Source organism: Winogradskyella wichelsiae (assembly GCF_013403925.1).
Taxonomy (GTDB): Bacteria; Bacteroidota; Bacteroidia; order Flavobacteriales; family Flavobacteriaceae; genus Winogradskyella; species Winogradskyella wichelsiae.
The window spans coordinates 172,306-188,984 of the sequence record NZ_JABFDJ010000003.1; the positions used below are offsets into that span (position 1 = coordinate 172,306).

12 protein-coding genes are annotated in these 16,679 nt (G+C 36.0%); 1 reads left to right on the forward strand and 11 read right to left on the reverse strand.

What is annotated here, in order from left to right:
* Window positions 1-325 precede the first annotated feature (325 nt).
* A complete protein-coding gene (locus HM985_RS08030; protein WP_262886518.1) occupies window positions 326-1,507 on the reverse strand; it encodes an MFS transporter in 1,182 nt (393 codons plus the stop codon).
* Window positions 1,508-1,664: 157 nt separating this feature from the next.
* On the reverse strand, window positions 1,665-2,114 hold the full coding sequence (locus tag HM985_RS08035) for a TlpA family protein disulfide reductase (RefSeq protein WP_179375760.1): 450 nt from the start codon (window positions 2,112-2,114) through the stop codon (window positions 1,665-1,667).
* Between the two features lie 211 nt (window positions 2,115-2,325).
* Here HM985_RS08035 and HM985_RS08040 point away from each other — a divergent pair, with 211 nt between their 5' ends.
* Window positions 2,326-4,122, forward strand: a complete 1,797-nt coding sequence (locus tag HM985_RS08040) for an AMP-dependent synthetase/ligase (protein ID WP_179375761.1) — start codon at window positions 2,326-2,328, stop codon at window positions 4,120-4,122.
* Between the two features lie 6 nt (window positions 4,123-4,128).
* Here the strand turns inward: HM985_RS08040 and HM985_RS08045 are convergent, their stop codons facing one another.
* The 9 genes from HM985_RS08045 to HM985_RS08085 all read right to left on the reverse strand — a co-directional run bounded on the left by HM985_RS08045 (window position 4,129) and on the right by HM985_RS08085 (window position 16,679).
* A complete protein-coding gene (locus HM985_RS08045; RefSeq protein WP_179375762.1) occupies window positions 4,129-4,758 on the reverse strand; it encodes a Pycsar system effector family protein in 630 nt (209 codons plus the stop codon).
* Window positions 4,755-6,749 carry a polyphosphate kinase 1 gene (gene ppk1 / locus HM985_RS08050; RefSeq protein ID WP_179375763.1) on the reverse strand — a complete coding sequence of 665 codons (1,995 nt, stop codon included), beginning with the start codon at window positions 6,747-6,749 and terminating at the stop codon, window positions 4,755-4,757. The genes HM985_RS08045 and ppk1 overlap by 4 nt, the downstream gene beginning before the upstream one ends.
* Before the next feature lie 5 nt (window positions 6,750-6,754).
* Window positions 6,755-7,642: a DUF6268 family outer membrane beta-barrel protein gene (locus HM985_RS08055; RefSeq protein ID WP_179375764.1), complete on the reverse strand. Its 888-nt coding sequence runs from the start codon at window positions 7,640-7,642 to the stop codon at window positions 6,755-6,757.
* A 164-nt stretch (window positions 7,643-7,806) separates the two neighbouring features.
* Window positions 7,807-8,823, reverse strand: a complete 1,017-nt coding sequence (locus HM985_RS08060) for a S1C family serine protease (RefSeq protein ID WP_179375765.1) — start codon at window positions 8,821-8,823, stop codon at window positions 7,807-7,809.
* Window positions 8,824-8,937: 114 nt separating this feature from the next.
* A complete protein-coding gene (locus HM985_RS08065; protein ID WP_179375766.1) occupies window positions 8,938-9,315 on the reverse strand; it encodes a DoxX family protein in 378 nt (125 codons plus the stop codon).
* A gap of 42 nt (window positions 9,316-9,357) precedes the next feature.
* Window positions 9,358-10,764, reverse strand: coding sequence for an FAD-dependent oxidoreductase (locus tag HM985_RS08070; RefSeq protein WP_179375767.1), 1,407 nt, complete (start codon window positions 10,762-10,764; stop codon window positions 9,358-9,360).
* Window positions 10,764-11,510 carry a hypothetical protein gene (locus HM985_RS08075; protein ID WP_179375768.1) on the reverse strand — a complete coding sequence of 249 codons (747 nt, stop codon included), beginning with the start codon at window positions 11,508-11,510 and terminating at the stop codon, window positions 10,764-10,766. Before HM985_RS08075 ends, HM985_RS08070 begins: the two co-directional genes overlap by 1 nt.
* 11 nt (window positions 11,511-11,521) lie before the next feature.
* The gene (locus HM985_RS08080; RefSeq protein WP_179375769.1) at window positions 11,522-13,132 is read right to left on the reverse strand and encodes a glutamate synthase-related protein; all 1,611 of its coding nucleotides are present in this window, start codon (window positions 13,130-13,132) and stop codon (window positions 11,522-11,524) included.
* Between the two features lie 28 nt (window positions 13,133-13,160).
* Window positions 13,161-16,679, reverse strand: coding sequence for a metallophosphatase (locus tag HM985_RS08085; RefSeq protein WP_179375770.1), 3,519 nt, complete (start codon window positions 16,677-16,679; stop codon window positions 13,161-13,163).

The window sequence follows — 16,679 nt, forward strand, 5'->3', positions numbered from 1 at the left end:
TCTATAGTGTTAGAGTAGCGATTCAAACTATTTAACTCTTTATTGGATAAATATCAGACATCTCTTTAAAACAATTAAATCGTTTGCAAAATAAAGCATATACATAATCATCATAATGCTATTTGTTCGATAAACGAAATAATCGAAAGTTTCTAACCTGTAATAAACTGTAGAATAGGTGTGAAATTTATCGAAAATCAATTAAAAAATACGCTTCACCTAAATTAAGGTTTAAGAGGTGTTTTAATTGACTCCATCCGTCTCTTTGTCATTTCTGAGAAGGTAAGAATTCACTATAATAACCAATCGCACTAAGCATATTTATCTAGGGCTTAACGACAACCGATTGCGACGTTTTAAAATGATCATAAAGTAAAAAACCTATGACCACTACAGTAAAACACAGATAGCTAAAGAGTGAGTTTTCAATGCCAAATTTTTCAGAGGTTAAACCCAAAACAATACTTGGCACCCCAAAACCTAAATAGCCATATAATAAATAACCCGAAACGACTCTAGGCTTTTCTACAGGGATAAGTTCTGAAACCCCTTTAAGGGTTCCAAAATAACCAAAGCCATAAGCCACCATACCAACAATAGCACAACCCGTAAGTACAAAAGGCAGATAACCATTAATACTACCATAGGTTAGAGACGTAAAGCCAACAGGCAATAAAATATAAGAAATAGTCATACACTTACGGACTGAAAAACGTTTGGCGATCGGTAGAAACAGCGCTCCTGTGCCGTTGATTAAAAATAAGGATAGACCGCTCCATCCACCGAGATCAAACTTGGCGATCTGAGTGGGGATGATAGAAATAACAACTCCGGTCGCCGCCCAAAATAAAGCCACGGAAATATTAAACTTAAAAGCTCCTTTCGGAAATAAAGGTAGTTTTATCATTTTTTTATCTGGATTATAACCCGACTCTGGCAAGGTCATCGTGATCAACAACCAAACAACAGAAAGCACCAGTACAACCCAATAAGTAAGCGGGACTAATGTGGTGTAATAGGCCAAATAAATCCCCGTAAATAAAGCACCACTCCCAAAACCTAAAGCGGTAGCTAAGGCAACAATATTAGAGGAATTGGTCTCCTTATCCGTTGTAAACAAATCTGAAAGAAAACTACTACCTGTTGCAATAGACAAAGCCACAGCACAACCGACTAATACTCTTGAGGCAAACAGCACATATAAGTTAGGATAAAGACTAATGATTAAAACGGAAAGTGTAGAGAGCAACAACGCCATGATAAGCACTTTTTTCTTACCTATTTTATCCGAAAGCCCACCAAAGAACAATGCCGTAGGCAAAAGCCCTCCAATATAAGAGGCAAAAGCAAAGCCTACCATGCCCACACCAAAATGTTCATTTTCGGTATAGATTCTAAATAGCGGCATTTCTAAATTAACTGAGGCCGTAATTAGAAAGAGAACCCCTGTAATAATGGCGATGCTTTTTTTAGGAGATAACATATTTAGAAAAGAATTAGTAATCATACAAGCCCTAAAATTAGTTGATAATTAACAGTTATAGGGTTAATTCCTATCATTTAACGCTTTTTCCTATCTACCGTCAGTTGGAGTGCCTCGACCCTTTATGGTTGAGAGGTATCGAGAACCTTGTAAAATAGTCGTGTGGTTTAATTAAAAGAAATTAAGTCGGAGTATCCGTTTTCACAAGACTTTCCAAAGCATAAAACAACCGATTCTTTGCGTTATCTTGAGACCCAAATACTGAACGGAAGAGCGTACCATCTGCAGCAATTAAAACCCATTGCGGAGTCCCTTCAGACGTAAACTGATCATAAACTCGATGATCTGGATCTCTATAAATTGGAAAAGGAAGCTCACCACTCGTAAAAATGGCTTTAATAGTGTCTTTTGTGCCTGTTCTACCCACAAAATCCGCATGAATCCCAACCACTTGTATACTAGAAAACTCTTGCTGAAACTCATAAGCCAAAGGAATGGCACGTCCCGTACAACCTAAACAATCATTATTATAAATAATAAGTAATAAGATTTTATTTCTATAAGTGCGCATCAAATCTACCGGAATACCTTCTAAATCTAAAACGGTTATGGTGTCTATGGTGTTTTTCATGTATTGTGATGCTGTATTAAAAAAGGCCTACAAATTTAAGGAATAAATAATGCGCTTTCAATTAAAACAGCTAAGGATAACATGAAATGATTAATGTCTCCTCTTTTAATCGAAGAGACGTACTAAACTTAGCGATGATGTCCAATTATTCGTAAATTTGCGTGCTTTTACTTAGGCAAATCCTACATTAATTGGAATCCAATAACAGGGAATGAACTACAAACACTTATTAGAAGAAATAAAGGAAAATAGTCTGCGTTTTAAAAATAAAAATGCTATCCATTTTAAAAATAACACCCTTAATACCTGGGAGGGGATTTCTTGGTTAGATTTTGAATCTCGAATTGAAATACTCTCTAAAGCCTTAATCAATTATGGGATATCGGTGCAGCAAAACATCGCTATTTTCTCCGAAAACAGTCCTAATTGGATCATTGCAGATATTGCCATCATGCGTATTAGAGCAGTAACAATCCCCATTTATGCTACGAATTCTAAAAAAGAAGTCGCGTATGTGATTGATGATGCAGAGGTGAACTTACTCTTTGTTGGCGATCAAAACGAATATGATAAAGCTTACCAACTCTTAGAAACGTCCAAGCATTTAAAATTAATTGTAGCCTTAACAAAAACAATTAAACTGCACCCTTCCAATAACGCTATTTACTTAGAGGATTTTAGCGCTTTTCAAGCTACCGAACAAATAGAGATCGAACTTAAAAAAAGAACATACGAGCAAGGATTAGAAGATATTGCAAGTATTATCTATACTTCTGGTACAACAGGAGAACCTAAAGGGGTTATGTTAGATTATAATAATTTTAGCGGTTCATTAGCGGCGCACGATTATGAATTAGACCTCACTGAAAAAGATACGTCGCTTAGTTTTTTACCCTTAAGCCATATTTACGAACGTAGCTGGGTATTCTTTTGTTTGAAAAAAGGAATTGAAGTATACTTTAATCAAGATCCCAAAAAAATTGTCGAAGTTATTAAAGAAGTAAAACCGACGGTAATGTGTACTGTGCCTCGAATATTCGAAAAGATTTTTGCGGCTATTCAAGACAAAAGAAAAGAAGCATCCCCGACTAAAATGAAATTGGCAAGTTGGGCCTTAGGCATAGGCAACAACTACTACAACAAGCACAAACGATTAGAAAAACATGTGCCATTAAATTTAAAATTAAAATATTTAATCGCCGATAAATTAGTACTAAGCAAATTAAGAGAAGTCTTTGGCGGAAACATTAAGTTTATGCCTTGTGGTGGTGCGCCGCTCGTTGCTGATATGGTATCCTTCTTTCATTCTTTCGGACTCAATATTAAATGTGGCTATGGACTTACAGAAACGACAGCCACAGCAACGCTTTTTGGGGATACACAATTTGAATTTAATTCTGCCGGAAAACCAATAAAAGGCACTCAAATTAAGATTGGTGCTAATAATGAAATCTTAGTTAAAGGGCCAGGAGTTATGAAAGGCTATTACAAAAAACCTGAAGCTACAGCGGCAGTCTTTGAAAATGGCTGGTTCAAAACAGGTGATGCTGGTAAAATAGACGCTAAAGGCAACTTAATAATTACCGACCGAATTAAGGACCTAATGAAAACATCGGGAGGTAAATACATTGCACCTCAAAAACTAGAGAATGCACTAATTACCGATTCATTTATAGAGCAAATTGCAGTGATTGGAGATCAGCAAAAATACGTAACAGCATTAGCGGTGCCTAGTTTTGAGAACTTAAAGAAGTACGCCTTAGAGCACAAAATAAGCTTTAAAGATGTGGAAGAATTAATTACGCACAACCAAATCATTACCCTTTTTGAAAAACGATTTGAAGAGCTGCAAAAAGAATTCTCTAAATTCGAGAAAATCAAAAAATTCACCTTACTTCCTAAGGAGTTTAGTATCGAAGCAGGGGAGATTACAGCAACCTTAAAATTAAAACGAAAGGTCATCCAGAAAAAATACCAAGAGCTTATTGATAAAATGTATTCGGAGTAAATAAACCTATCCCATTAAGCCTCCAAAAAATACGTGACAACTGACAAAGGCTATGACAGACAATACAATACCAATCAAAAAGATATGAAACGATTTACGTAGTAATTTAAATTTACGGTCTATTGTTTTTCCTAAATGATAGGTGTCTTTTGCTATGGTTTTATAAAGTTCATCTCCTTCATTCATTAAGTTGGTAATACCCTCTACATAAGCAGCTTCTTCCATGTCCTGAAAGTTGCCATAAAACATCAAGTTTTTAACGTCACTTTGTCCATGTACCAGTTCTGGGCGTGTAGCAAAAACAGCAAAAGTAATGGAGGCCAAATTAGTGATCAAGATCATGATTATCGGATAAATAAGATGCGGGTCGCTACTTAATTGCCCCATAACAGTTCCTAATATTAACGATAAAATTAAGGCATTTATAGATATCAAAATATTAGATTTTGTATCGATCATCGTATTCAACGTATACTGGTTTTTAGACAATAACCGAAACAAGGTTTCCACACCTCTTTCAGACCTTGGTGCCACTTTAGCTAATTTCTTTTTTAATTGCTTTAAGGCGTCTTTATCAATATTTAACTCGTCCATTAAATATTTATCTTCTGCTTTTTCTTTTAATTTATTGCTCATTGTAAAGTTTTATAAATTTGATGTTGCGAAGATTCACTTAAGGCATCTTTAGCAACATAATGATTGTTTTGATTAGCATCTATAACTCTAGATTTTACATTATCGTTGAGTTGTAATTCTAATACTTCTTTTAATTTTAAATGAATATCCCGATCTAAAATAGGGATTATAACTTCTATTCTATGGTCTAGATTACGAGTCATCCAATCTGCTGAACCAAGATACATTTTTTCCTTTCCATTATTTCCAAAAATATAGAGTCTGCCGTGTTCTAAAAACCGATCTACAATACTGGTTACAATAATGTTTTCACTTTGATTTTTAATGCCCGGAACCAAACAACAAATCCCACGGATCAGCAACCTTATTTTTACTCCGGCATTACTTGCTTTATAGAGGTGCTTAATCATTTTGGCATCTTGAAGGCTATTTAACTTTAAAATGATATAGGCCGTTTTCCCTGCTAAGGCATTTTCAATTTCTAAATCTATGAGTGCTGTAAATTGACTTCGTGTTGTAAATGGAGATATTAAAAGTTGCTTGGATTTTGGAATTATAATTTGTCGTTCTAAGATCTGAAATACTTGACAGAGTTCTTCTGTTATTTTGGGATTTGCTGTCATTAACCCAAAATCAGTATAGATTCTTGACGTTTTCTCATTAAAGTTACCCGTACTGATATAACCATAAGCACGCGATGCATTTGCCTCAATGCGTTCTATATATAAAATTTTAGAATGTACTTTTATGCCAGGGTAGCTGTAAATAACATGGGCTCCGTTTGCTTCTAAAACTTTACCCCATTTCATATTATTTTCTTCATCAAAACGTGCTTTGGTTTCAATAAATACAAATACGTCTTTTCCGTTTTTAACTGCATTAATAAGCGCTTTGGCAACCTGAGAATCGTTTGATATGCGATATAAAGTAATTTTAATTTTTAAAACACTAGCATCATTAGAGGCTTCTTCTAACAATTGTAGCACCGGACGGTAAGATTGGTACGGAAAATACAAAAGCCGATCTTTAGATTTAATAGCTTCAAAAGTATTTGAATACCCCAAAAATTCTTCATCTAATAAAGGCGGTAAATCTAAAAACGACAAATTTTTAGAGGTCGGATTAGGGAAGCTAAATAGGTCTTTAAAATTATGATAAGTCCCTCCTTTGACAATATCTGTTTCATTAATATCTAAGACCTTATTTATTTTTTGTTGTAACTTTTCTGGTGTTAATTCATCAATTAAAGCTCTTGTAACTTGTCCATGAACTCTATTTGGGAGGGCATTTTTTATTTTATCTAATAAATTACCAGAATATTCATTGTCTATATATAATTCAGCATCTCTAGATATTTTCACACTGTAAAAGTCCTGCTTGTAAATCGCTTTTAGATTGTGTTTTAAAATATCATCAACAAAGGTGATACAATGCTTGTCATCTGATGAGGGAAGCATTACAAATCGAGGGGTATCTTCATTAATTTTTACCCAAATAAGCGCTTCATTTTCCATTTGAGCAACTAAATATAAGGCCTCATTTTCTAGAAATGGTTGGTCTTCACTTACGCTTAAAGATTCTGTAAGCGCAAGGGTGTCTTTGTAATATTTTTTACTAAAAGCCTGCTGCGCTTCATTAAATGCTTTATAAGATAACAACTGAATACCTTCATTTGCTAACGCAGGAATAATTTCAGTAAAAAAGAGGCGTCCAAATTCTTTTTGTTGCAACTCAACTTGTTTCTTAATTTTCCGTAATAATTTATTAGGTTTTGTTATTAAGCGTTTTCTAAGCGGCTTATCTAATTGTTTTATTTGCCTAATATCTGAAACTCTAACTTTAAAAAACTCATCTAAATTTGAAGAAAATATAGCCAAAAACTTAATACGCTCATACAATGGATTTCTTTGATCTGCCGCTTCTTGAAGCACCCGATGATTAAACCTTAGCCACGATAAATCTCTATTATAATAGTCCTTTGTATTCAGCATTGTTCTTAAATTTTAAATCTAATTCCTGTTCTTAAGTATAAGGCATTAGAGCTATCTAGTTTTAAAATATCATCTTTGTTTTTGGCTCTTAAATTTACAGAATTATTCAGAATATACGAGCCTCTTGCATAAAACTGTATGTGTTTAGAAATATGATATTCATATTGCAATCCACCTAAAACTATAGACATATTAATACTTTCGGCCTCTAAAGTATTATTTATAGTAACACCTTGTTGTAGATTCGCTGTAAAACCATCAAGTTCTGCATACAATTTAAACCGATGCTGACTCGAGGCATGGTACTGTAAATTGGTTTTTGGAATCCCAATATTATAGGACCATTTGGAATGAAACTTCCTGTAATAACTAATAAAAGGCAAGGGGAAAGGGTAACCACGATTTCCAGAGTAGGAAGCTCCCAAAATAAGTCTCCAAGGTTTTTTAATAGTCTTATCCTTGGTCTTATCTTTAATAAAAACAACATCTCCAGAAATGATAACATCCTCCAAACTTAAATCATGAGCCGTTAAATTAGAACTAAAACCAGGGGTTAATCGCATACCTAAACGCCAATCATTTTTTAAAGCTGCGGTATATCCAATATTAAGATCTAGCAATTGAAAATCACTAAGCGCTTCTTTATTAAATGATGGATGCGCATCCATAACAAGTTTAATGTTAGAATAATCGAGTCCTAATAATAAATAAGAGCCTTCTTTTTTGAGTTGAATGGGGTAGTTAAATAAGCCGCGTATGCGACTATATTCAATTTCCGAGTTTCCTCTTGGAAGTATGGTGTAATCTATTTTTACCAAATCGCTTAATTGGGCAAAACTAAAATTTGTAATAAATACAGCGCTTATAAAGCTTATTATTGTTCTAATTTTCATTCTTTTTTCCTGCTGAATTTATGAGGTAATTTTGGTACAAAATGTTCCATACGAAGTTTTTGTATTATAATAAAAACACCGTACAATGTTTGCAATAAGTAATTTTATATACCTATACACTCTTAAAAAACAGGGTTTTGTAGCGTTAATTGAGGGATTCTAATTTAAAACTGAGATTGAAGAACAATAACCTTTCCTTTTCTTAAAACTTCAATAAGAACTTGATCACCTGGACTAAGCAAGTCCAGCTGCTTTTTTATATTTCCTAAATCGTGAGGCGCATTACAACTTAACCCCTGAATACTTAAAATAATATCACCACCTAACCATAGATTCTGACCTAATATTTCAGCTTGAAAAAGTCCTGGTTGTAATCCAATTTTATCTGCAAATGATTTAGGGGTGACCCGTTGAATTAGAACACCAGATTTTTGAGGTGTATTAAAAACACCTGCTAAGGCTTCATTTAAAAAAATACCATCAAAGCCGGTCCAAAAATTATTAACATCAAATAAAACCTTTTTTGCAGTGTCAATATCCACAGCAAAGCCAAGGCCTTCAAAACCTCCACTATGCGACAAAATAAAGCTTACAATACCAATCACTTCCCCCTTTAAATTAAACATGGGACCGCCTGAATTCCCTTGATTAATAGAAGCATCTGTTTGTATAAAACCTGCCATTTCTCCATTAGAAATCATGTTTCTATCCATTTTACGACTCACATGTCCTACGGATAAAGAATGTTCTAAACCCCGTGGCGCACCAATAATAAGTATTTGCTCGCCTATTTTTGAGTCATTAGAACGTCCTAATGTTGCTGGTTGTAAACTTGGTGGTACAATTCTTAATTTAAGAAGCGCCACATCAGCAGCAGTAGAATTAGATATAACATCTGCCGGAAATGTGGTTCCGTTTTGAAGCTTTACATTAATTTCATTTGCAGACTCAACCACATGTGCTGCAGTAAGTATTAAACCTTCTTGGTCTATAATAACACCAGATCCTAAACCTCCAGAACTTGTTAATTGTTGGTTTTTTACTTTATATTCTACCACTTCTATAGTTACCACTGAAGCATCTAACTGTTCAAATAATAGAGAGAGATCTTGAGCATTTACACTTGTAGTAAGGCAGAGCAACAGGAAATACCCAATACATCTTATTTTATTTATCATCATTTTTATAGGGCTTTAAAGGGCTTTAAAAGCCCTTTAGTTTAGGTATTAACAAGCATTTTTAGATGCACCATCAAAACGGTAGAGTGGTGTAGAGGTGCATTTTAGAGACTCCTATTACTTTTTTAATAATAGCTTCAGTTTATATATAGAAAGTGCAGAAAGTACGAGGGCAATTACAACGAGTAGCATCTCTGGCTTTGGTCTGGCAAAGAATTCCATGGTTAAACCACCAATCATGGTAGACAACAATAAAAAATAAGCCAACTTTCCTAAATTATTAATGTTTCTAATGGCATAGGCTAAAAGAAGAAGCGCAATGGCAAGCTCTACAGTACCTGTAAAGATTCTAAAAACAGTAGGGTCTAATGGTACTAAGGATTGAAACTGTTTAAATCCTTGCACACTTTTTTCAACGCCTACTAACTTTGGGATTGCAAAGAATAACATGAGTCCTGCAGCAACTAAATTGCTTATTTTATTAAATAAATTCATTTTTATTTGGTTTTAAATTATTATTAATTTTTATTAATTTTTTTATTTGAAATACTGTCTTATGCCATAACTAGCCAAAACACCTTCGCCAGTAGCGGCCGCAACTTGTGCAATAGCGCCTTCTCTACAATCACCTGCGGCAAAAATACCTTTAACGCTTGTTTCTCCTAATGCCGTGGTTGTAATAAACCCTTGTGGATTCAATGCAATCAAATCTTTAACATTATCCGTATTAGGAATTAATCCTATAAAAATAAAGCTGCCATCGGCGTATAATTCTTCTTCTTTATTGGTGGTTCTATCTTTAACTTTCAAGCCCTTAAACTGGCCTTTATCGTCTTTAAGAAACGCTAAAGATTCTTTATTCATGTGGGTTTCAATATTGGTAATAGAGGGTAACTTTTCAATGTAAGTTTCTGAAGCTGAAAACTCAGAGCCACGATTTACAATGGTGACTTTTTTACAAAAAGAGGCTAGAAAAATACCTTCTTCTAAAGCACTGTTTCCTCCTCCGATAACAATAATCTCTTTATCTCTATAAAAGGCTCCATCACAAGTGGCACAAAAGTGAATACCTGCACCAATTAAATCGACTTCATTTGGTATCCCTAATTTACGGTAGGTAGACCCTAATGCCAATACCACTGTTTTAGATTGGTATTCTCCCATATTAGACGTCACAGAAAAAAAGGCACCCTTTTTCTCAATAGACTGTACCTCAACACCGGTTTCAATTTTAGCACCGTAAGTCTTAGCTTGTTCCGACATGCGTTGCATTAGTTTTGGTCCTGAAATATTAGTAAAACCTGGGTAATTCTCAATCTTTTCAGTTAAAAAGGCATTACCGCCAATGTTCTTTTTCTCAAGAATGATAGAACTAAATCGGTCGCGCTGTATGTATATCGAAGCCGTTAAACCTGCCGCTCCTGCGCCCACTATAATAGTATCATAAATATGCTTTTCGGCTTCATGACCAATATTCAAAACCGTTTTTAAAACTGAGTTGTCGGGATTGGTATAGGATTTATCATTAACAAATATGGTAGGGATAATGCGTTTGCCGTTATTGGTTGCTTCAACAAGTTCTGCTGCCCATGGGTATTTATCAACTTCTATATATTGAAAATTGATACCGTTATCCTGAAGATAAGATTTAGCACGTTGACAATCCGGACACCAATCAGCGCCATAGAGTTTAACAAGTCCTTGTTGGTTAATCCCAAAAACGTTGGCTAATGTGGCATTATCGGGGTTGGTATAAGGTTTATCATTAACTATAACCGCAGGGATAATACGCTTTCCATTATTAATTTCTTCAACTTTAGCGGTCGCACTTTTGTCAATATCGACATCTATAAAATTAAAGTCTATACCGTTGTCTTTTAAATAAGCTTTTGCTCTTTGACAGTCCGGACACCAATCGGCGCCATAAAGATCTATTGTATTCATTATAAGTTGTTTTTTAATTGCTTTATGGTCGCTTCAAAAAAGGCAACACCTTCTTGTACGGTTAACGCCTCTGCATTTAATACGGCGCCTACAAAATCACCAGATTTCCACGTCCCCAATGTTAATGCAGGAAATGCAGACGTTGCTATTTTTGCTCCATTTTTGTAACCTGCGCTGTATAAATAATATTTGTCACATACCGTATCAGGAATGGCTAAACCTAAGCCAACAGTAACATCGGAATCGGGTAGTGCACTATAAATACCAGAATCAAAGTGATGTGGCCAAACTCTAATCGATGCTTTAAGGCTATAGTGTTCATCTATGTTTTGAAGCACCAATTGCGCCATAACCCGTAACGCTTTTAACGCGCCTAATTGGTCAGAATCAGACAAACTAAACGTAAAGTTGTCATCTATAGCGTAGGGTAAATCGTAGTGAAACTCATAGTGATACGTTTTGTTTAATTGCGCTTTAGAAGTCTCTATTAACCAGCTTAATACTTCAGAATGCATAGCACCATCCAATTCAAAAGTGGTCGTCCCTTTGTTCGATGTCCATTCTAAAGCAAACCGTTCGTAACTTAAGCACAATTGATCGCCTTGATCTGAAAGTACATGAGTACTCAGACAGCCGTTTTTAATATCGAAGCCTAAATTTGTATGACTATCGTCTGCTTTTTTATCTAAAAAACTAATTCCCGCTGCAGCTAAATACTGAGCCGCTAAATGCATTTGTTTTATCATGGTCTATTGTTTTATCTTAATCCTGCGTAATTGATTCCTGTTAAATAATGCATATCTCTATCGTATGTAGATAAATCGTCTTGGTTAAATTTTGTCACATCATCATAACCACAAGCACGTGCCACAACGCGAATTAAGTCGTTAGTGGCTTCAAAGTAATTTTGTAATTGTTTTGCTGAAGCCTCTATAATTAGTCGGCTACGTAACGATTCTTTTTGTGTTGCAATCCCAACCGGACAGTTGTTAGATCCGCAAGCACGCATCCCTAAACAACCAATCGCTTGCAATGCCGAGTTAGATACCGCAATAGCATCGGCGCCCAACATCAGGGCTTTTGCAAAGTCTTCGGCAACACGTAATCCTCCTGTTATAACAAGCGTAACATCTGTAGCGCCAACCTTATCCATATAAGCTCTTGCTCTTGCCAATGCCGGAATTGTGGGCACGTTAATATGATCTCTTAAAATAGTAGGGGCAGAACCTGTTCCGCCACCACGACCATCTAGAATAATATAATCGACACCAACATCGAGGGCAAACTGAATATCTTTTTCTATATGACTGGCAGCAATTTTAAAGCCTATAGGAATACCTCCTGTACGTGCTCTTACTTTATCGGCAAAAACTTTAAAGTCTTCTACCGTATGAAAGTTTGGATTTGCTGCTGGCGAAATAGCCGTTTCGCCTTCTTTTAGTCCTCTAACCTCAGCAATTTCTTTACTGACTTTGCTGCCTGGTAAATGCCCACCAGTTCCTGTTTTTGCACCTTGACCGCCTTTAAAATGAAAGGCTTGTACGTGATCTAATTTATCCCAAGAAAATCCAAACTGTGCAGAGGCTAATTCGTAAAAATATTTTGAATTACTCGCTTGTTCTTCGGGTAACATACCACCTTCACCAGAGCATATGCCTGTTCCTGCTAATTCAGCGCCTTTAGATAAGGCTATTTTAGCTTCACGAGATAAGGCTCCGAAGCTCATATCACTGACAAAAAGCGGCATATCTAATGTTAAGGGTTTTTTGGCCTTGGGTCCTATAATCACCTTAGTGGCAACGGCCTCTTCATCTAACAAAGGTCTTGAGGCCAATTGTGCGGGTAAAAACTGAATGTCGTTCCACTTAGGAAGCGTATCTCTATCGACTCCCATAGAGGCCGAAAACCCATGATGCCCAATATTTTTTAACCCATTTGTAGCCAGTTCTTTAATATAACCGGTGTAGGGTTCTGTTTCTTCAGGATGTGTGTCTGCATAAGCGCCTAAATACGCATCACGATTAAAAGGTTGTGGGTAGTTTTGTAAATAAGCATCTATTTCAAAAGCATCTACAAACAAATCATCACCTTCTACTTTAGTCGAAAATTTATGAAGGACTTCCTTATTGTTATATTCTGATACGCCTGAATCTACACGGTAATCCCATCCGTGAACACCACATATTAAATTCTCACCATCAACATGACCGTCAGACATTAAAGCACCTCTATGCAAACATCGTCCATAAAGTACAGAGATGTCTTCATCAAATTTTACAATGACCAAATCTAAGCCGTTAACGAGTGCATGTTTGGGTTCCTTGTTTTCTAACGTACTGACTTGAGCAATAATTACCGGTTTTTTCATAGGATTATAGTATTTGTTAATATCTAATTTAAAAGGCAAAGCCTAACACAAAAGCAATTCTGCCACCATCACTACTGCCATAATAGCCTACGTTAGCGGTAAAGGATTCTAGGCCACTGACCCAAAAAGAACCTCCAACACTATTATGCCATTTATCTGAAGCATCATCTTCTATCCAAACACGCCCATAATCAAAACCTCCTGTAATTCCGTACTTCAATGGGATAAAGCTGGTTTTAAACTTTCCTAATAGTAATCTTAAATCGGTATTGTGGTACATGCTATACTGCCCAGAAAAGCGTTCTTTTCTAAACCCACGTAAATTATCACCACCACCTAATTGTGCGGCGTGGTACAGTTCAAAATCATCACCGAGAATTGCTTCACCTCCTAATTTTGTAGCTAAAACTAAGCTTGCGCTCTTATTTAAGCGGTGGTTGATTGCTAAATGGGGTTTAAGATAACCAAATTTATTTGCTGTTGCACCACCATCGACATTGGCTTTATACCCTGCGGTAAGTCCCACATCTAATCCCATGGTAGGAAAAGAAGCATCATCTCTATTTTTAAAACTGTAGTTAACTTCTGCACCCGCGTAGGTTTGTCTATCAAATAGGGTAGCGCTTGCAGGTAAACTATTAATAAACCTATCGGCAACATTTTCAACTTCAAAAGATTCTATTAACGGTTTAAAGTAGAAAGACCCACCGTCTCTACCATACCATAATAATGCGATAGCCGCATGCCATTCTTTAATACTTACACGGTTAAAATCAATGTCCACATCATCTTTATCATAAGTGGTTTCATTACCAAAGCCAAAAAAGTTTTGTGCAAAATTAGGACTGGTATGTTTGGCTTCTACGGCAAAATTCCAATCGTGAAAAATATTAGAAAACTCGCCTCTATAAGACACATCATAACCCGAGTTCCCCGTGTAATACGACGCGCTTAAACTGTGTTTTGTAGTAAACGGATTACGTTGTAAACCGTAAGTTGTAAAATTATCTACAAACCCAATACGGAACCCATCATCTGGATTGGCACCTAAGATGGGCAAAAACTGGTTCATGCTATACTTACGTTTTTTATAATCGTAATTATTTATACCATAATCATTTACCAACCACTTCTTAGAGTGTTTGTTTACAATGGTGTTGTTCTTATCTTTATAATCGTAAAGTTTTACTTTTTTGGTATTCTCAAAATTATAGGTATCATTTTTCTTTCCTCCAATAATTTTAAGCTTAATAAAATCATCGCCTTCTCCAGTGACATTAAACGTATCATTTCCATCCAATCCATAAATCCATATTTCTTTGGTTTCAGCTTTGGTAAATGTTCTTTTAAAGATGTCTAGATCTTTTCGTTGCACTTCTACAGTGGTCTCTCCATTAGGATGTCTTATAATTTCAAAGCGATCATCTTTTTGAGTTCCTGTAATGACTTCGTGTTTATTAACATAGTTGTAATACGTACGGGCTATAGACACAATGTTTCCACGTCGGCCTTTTAGCTTTTGCTTAATCTCTTCTATGGTAGCTCCTTTAACTTCTTCTGGTAAATGCTTAAAGGCATCTTCTATGACTTGGTCTGTAAGACCTGTTTGTAGTGTTTTAGCTTCTCTTTCCCAATCGGCCCAATTCGATTGATTAATAAAGGTCATATCTAAGGGGTAAGGCTCAAAACTGAACCATTTAGGACTTGGTAATTCGGCATCAAACGATTGCATCATACGGATGCTTGGTATTGCACAGCGTAAAAAAGCGAGTAGACTTCCATCAAAAACAGAAAAGGCTTGGTCGCGATCCCTAGGGATAGGTTTACAGATTTCGGAACCGTCTTCTTTTTCAAAAAGGGCCCATCGCCATTGGTCTTCATGGCGATCCCAATCGCCAATAAGCATATCAAAAAGTCGGGCTCTAATGTAAGACGGTTCATCTACAATAGATTTCCCCGATTTATTAATTTCTTGCAACACATCAGTGGTGCTTAAAATGGCTTTAGGTTTTCCGAAACTCTCTAAATCCCGATGTCCAGATTCTACACGTTCTTCAATAATATAAAGTTCATCACCATATTCATCATTATAAGCTCCTAAAGTGCTTTGTTTAGGGATGTAGTACAACTCAGGATTGGTATGAAAAATAGACACCGCATCGGCAAGTGTTCCTATCGTTGTTGGGGTGTAGGGGTGTGCTGTGGTATAAAAGTCGAGTAGAAAACGATCTGCAAAACTACCTTCTAAGTCTTCCTCTACATACTTGTCTTGAAAGGCGGTAGATTGCAAAAACTTAATGGCACTTTTACGTAAAGCACGCATTACGTATTGTTTACCGTCTTTATCCTCTAAGCGTAACGATTTAGATTGATGACCTCCACCACGTCTAATAGGGGTTAAGCCCCCTTTTAAGGTATCTATAAAAGCCACTGGTGCATTTACGGCTTTACTGTAAAATGTTCTGTAATGTTGTCCCCAAAGCCCTTTGTAGGTCTTGCTTTTTTCAGTTTCCTCTGAGCTATATACCGAAGCACTATACGTCTTATCAAAACTTGTTTTAGGTTTAAAAGTATAAGTCGCTTCATTATTTAAGGGCGCAATAACCGTGGTGGTATAAGGTGTGGTTATCCCTTGAAACGTTACACTAACAGCACCGTCTTTAAAAAGATCGATACGGGCATACCCATTTTCGTTAGCACCAAAATCGTTTTGATGTCTTGGACTTGCTTTCTCTATTTTCCCTGCGGCTCCACTTATAATTTGAGGCACACCATAGGTGTTAATGTACTGTAGATTTTTATCGTGACCCGAAACAAAGAAGATGTTTTCCGTTTGCCTAGCCAGAGTTATTAATCGGTTTCTAAATTTTGTGTTTTGCTTATTCTGAAAATCATGTAAAGCCGTACCACCTGTTCTTGCTAATAAACTCGCTTTAGTATTCGAAAAAAGCGCGTGGTGCATAGCAACCATTATGGTTTTCCCTTGCGATTTTTTTAGCATACTCTCAAACTCTAAGAAAAACTGAGTTCTGTTTTTAATATCACAATCTTCGTTCAGATAGGTGTGTGTATTCCAATCCTCTAAATACCATTGCGAATCAATAGTGATTAAAACCACAGCATCCGTCAATTCTGTTTTTTTAATAGGGCAACCTTCATCGGGATAGAATTTTGCCTTACTGTTTTTTTGAATAAAGTCTTCTATAGCCTTTACATCTCTATGACCATTTTTAGCCCATTCATGATGCCCAGGTGTAAAAATCACCTTACCATCAAAAGCTTCTAAAACCGCTAATGGCGAGGTGATATGTGCTTTTGAGGCTTTGTTATAACCTGTTTTAGGTACCACATTACCTAAGATGAGTAATTTTGAATCGTCTAAGGTTTTGGCTTCTTCAGTGATTTGTTTTAGCACCGAAGTATCGGTGGTGGTCCCCGTATTTCCTGTCACAAAAACAGAGGTCTCTAATTCTTGTGCTCCTGAAAAATAACTGACGAACAACAGCATTAAAAGCATGCTGATTTTGATGGGTAAATTTGTTTTCAT

Coding starts and splice junctions, on each gene's coding strand:
- HM985_RS08065 (WP_179375766.1), bottom strand. CDS start 9,315: ATGAATTTATTTAATAAAATAAGCAATTTAGTTGCTGCAGGACTCATG.
- HM985_RS08060 (WP_179375765.1), bottom strand. CDS start 8,823: ATGATGATAAATAAAATAAGATGTATTGGGTATTTCCTGTTGCTCTGC.
- HM985_RS08045 (WP_179375762.1), bottom strand. CDS start 4,758: ATGAGCAATAAATTAAAAGAAAAAGCAGAAGATAAATATTTAATGGAC.
- HM985_RS08030 (WP_262886518.1), bottom strand. CDS start 1,507: ATGATTACTAATTCTTTTCTAAATATGTTATCTCCTAAAAAAAGCATC.
- HM985_RS08035 (WP_179375760.1), bottom strand. CDS start 2,114: ATGAAAAACACCATAGACACCATAACCGTTTTAGATTTAGAAGGTATT.
- HM985_RS08040 (WP_179375761.1), top strand. CDS start 2,326: ATGAACTACAAACACTTATTAGAAGAAATAAAGGAAAATAGTCTGCGT.
- ppk1 (WP_179375763.1), bottom strand. CDS start 6,749: ATGCTGAATACAAAGGACTATTATAATAGAGATTTATCGTGGCTAAGG.
- HM985_RS08080 (WP_179375769.1), bottom strand. CDS start 13,132: ATGAAAAAACCGGTAATTATTGCTCAAGTCAGTACGTTAGAAAACAAG.
- HM985_RS08055 (WP_179375764.1), bottom strand. CDS start 7,642: ATGAAAATTAGAACAATAATAAGCTTTATAAGCGCTGTATTTATTACA.
- HM985_RS08085 (WP_179375770.1), bottom strand. CDS start 16,679: ATGAAAACAAATTTACCCATCAAAATCAGCATGCTTTTAATGCTGTTG.
- HM985_RS08075 (WP_179375768.1), bottom strand. CDS start 11,510: ATGATAAAACAAATGCATTTAGCGGCTCAGTATTTAGCTGCAGCGGGA.
- HM985_RS08070 (WP_179375767.1), bottom strand. CDS start 10,764: ATGAATACAATAGATCTTTATGGCGCCGATTGGTGTCCGGACTGTCAA.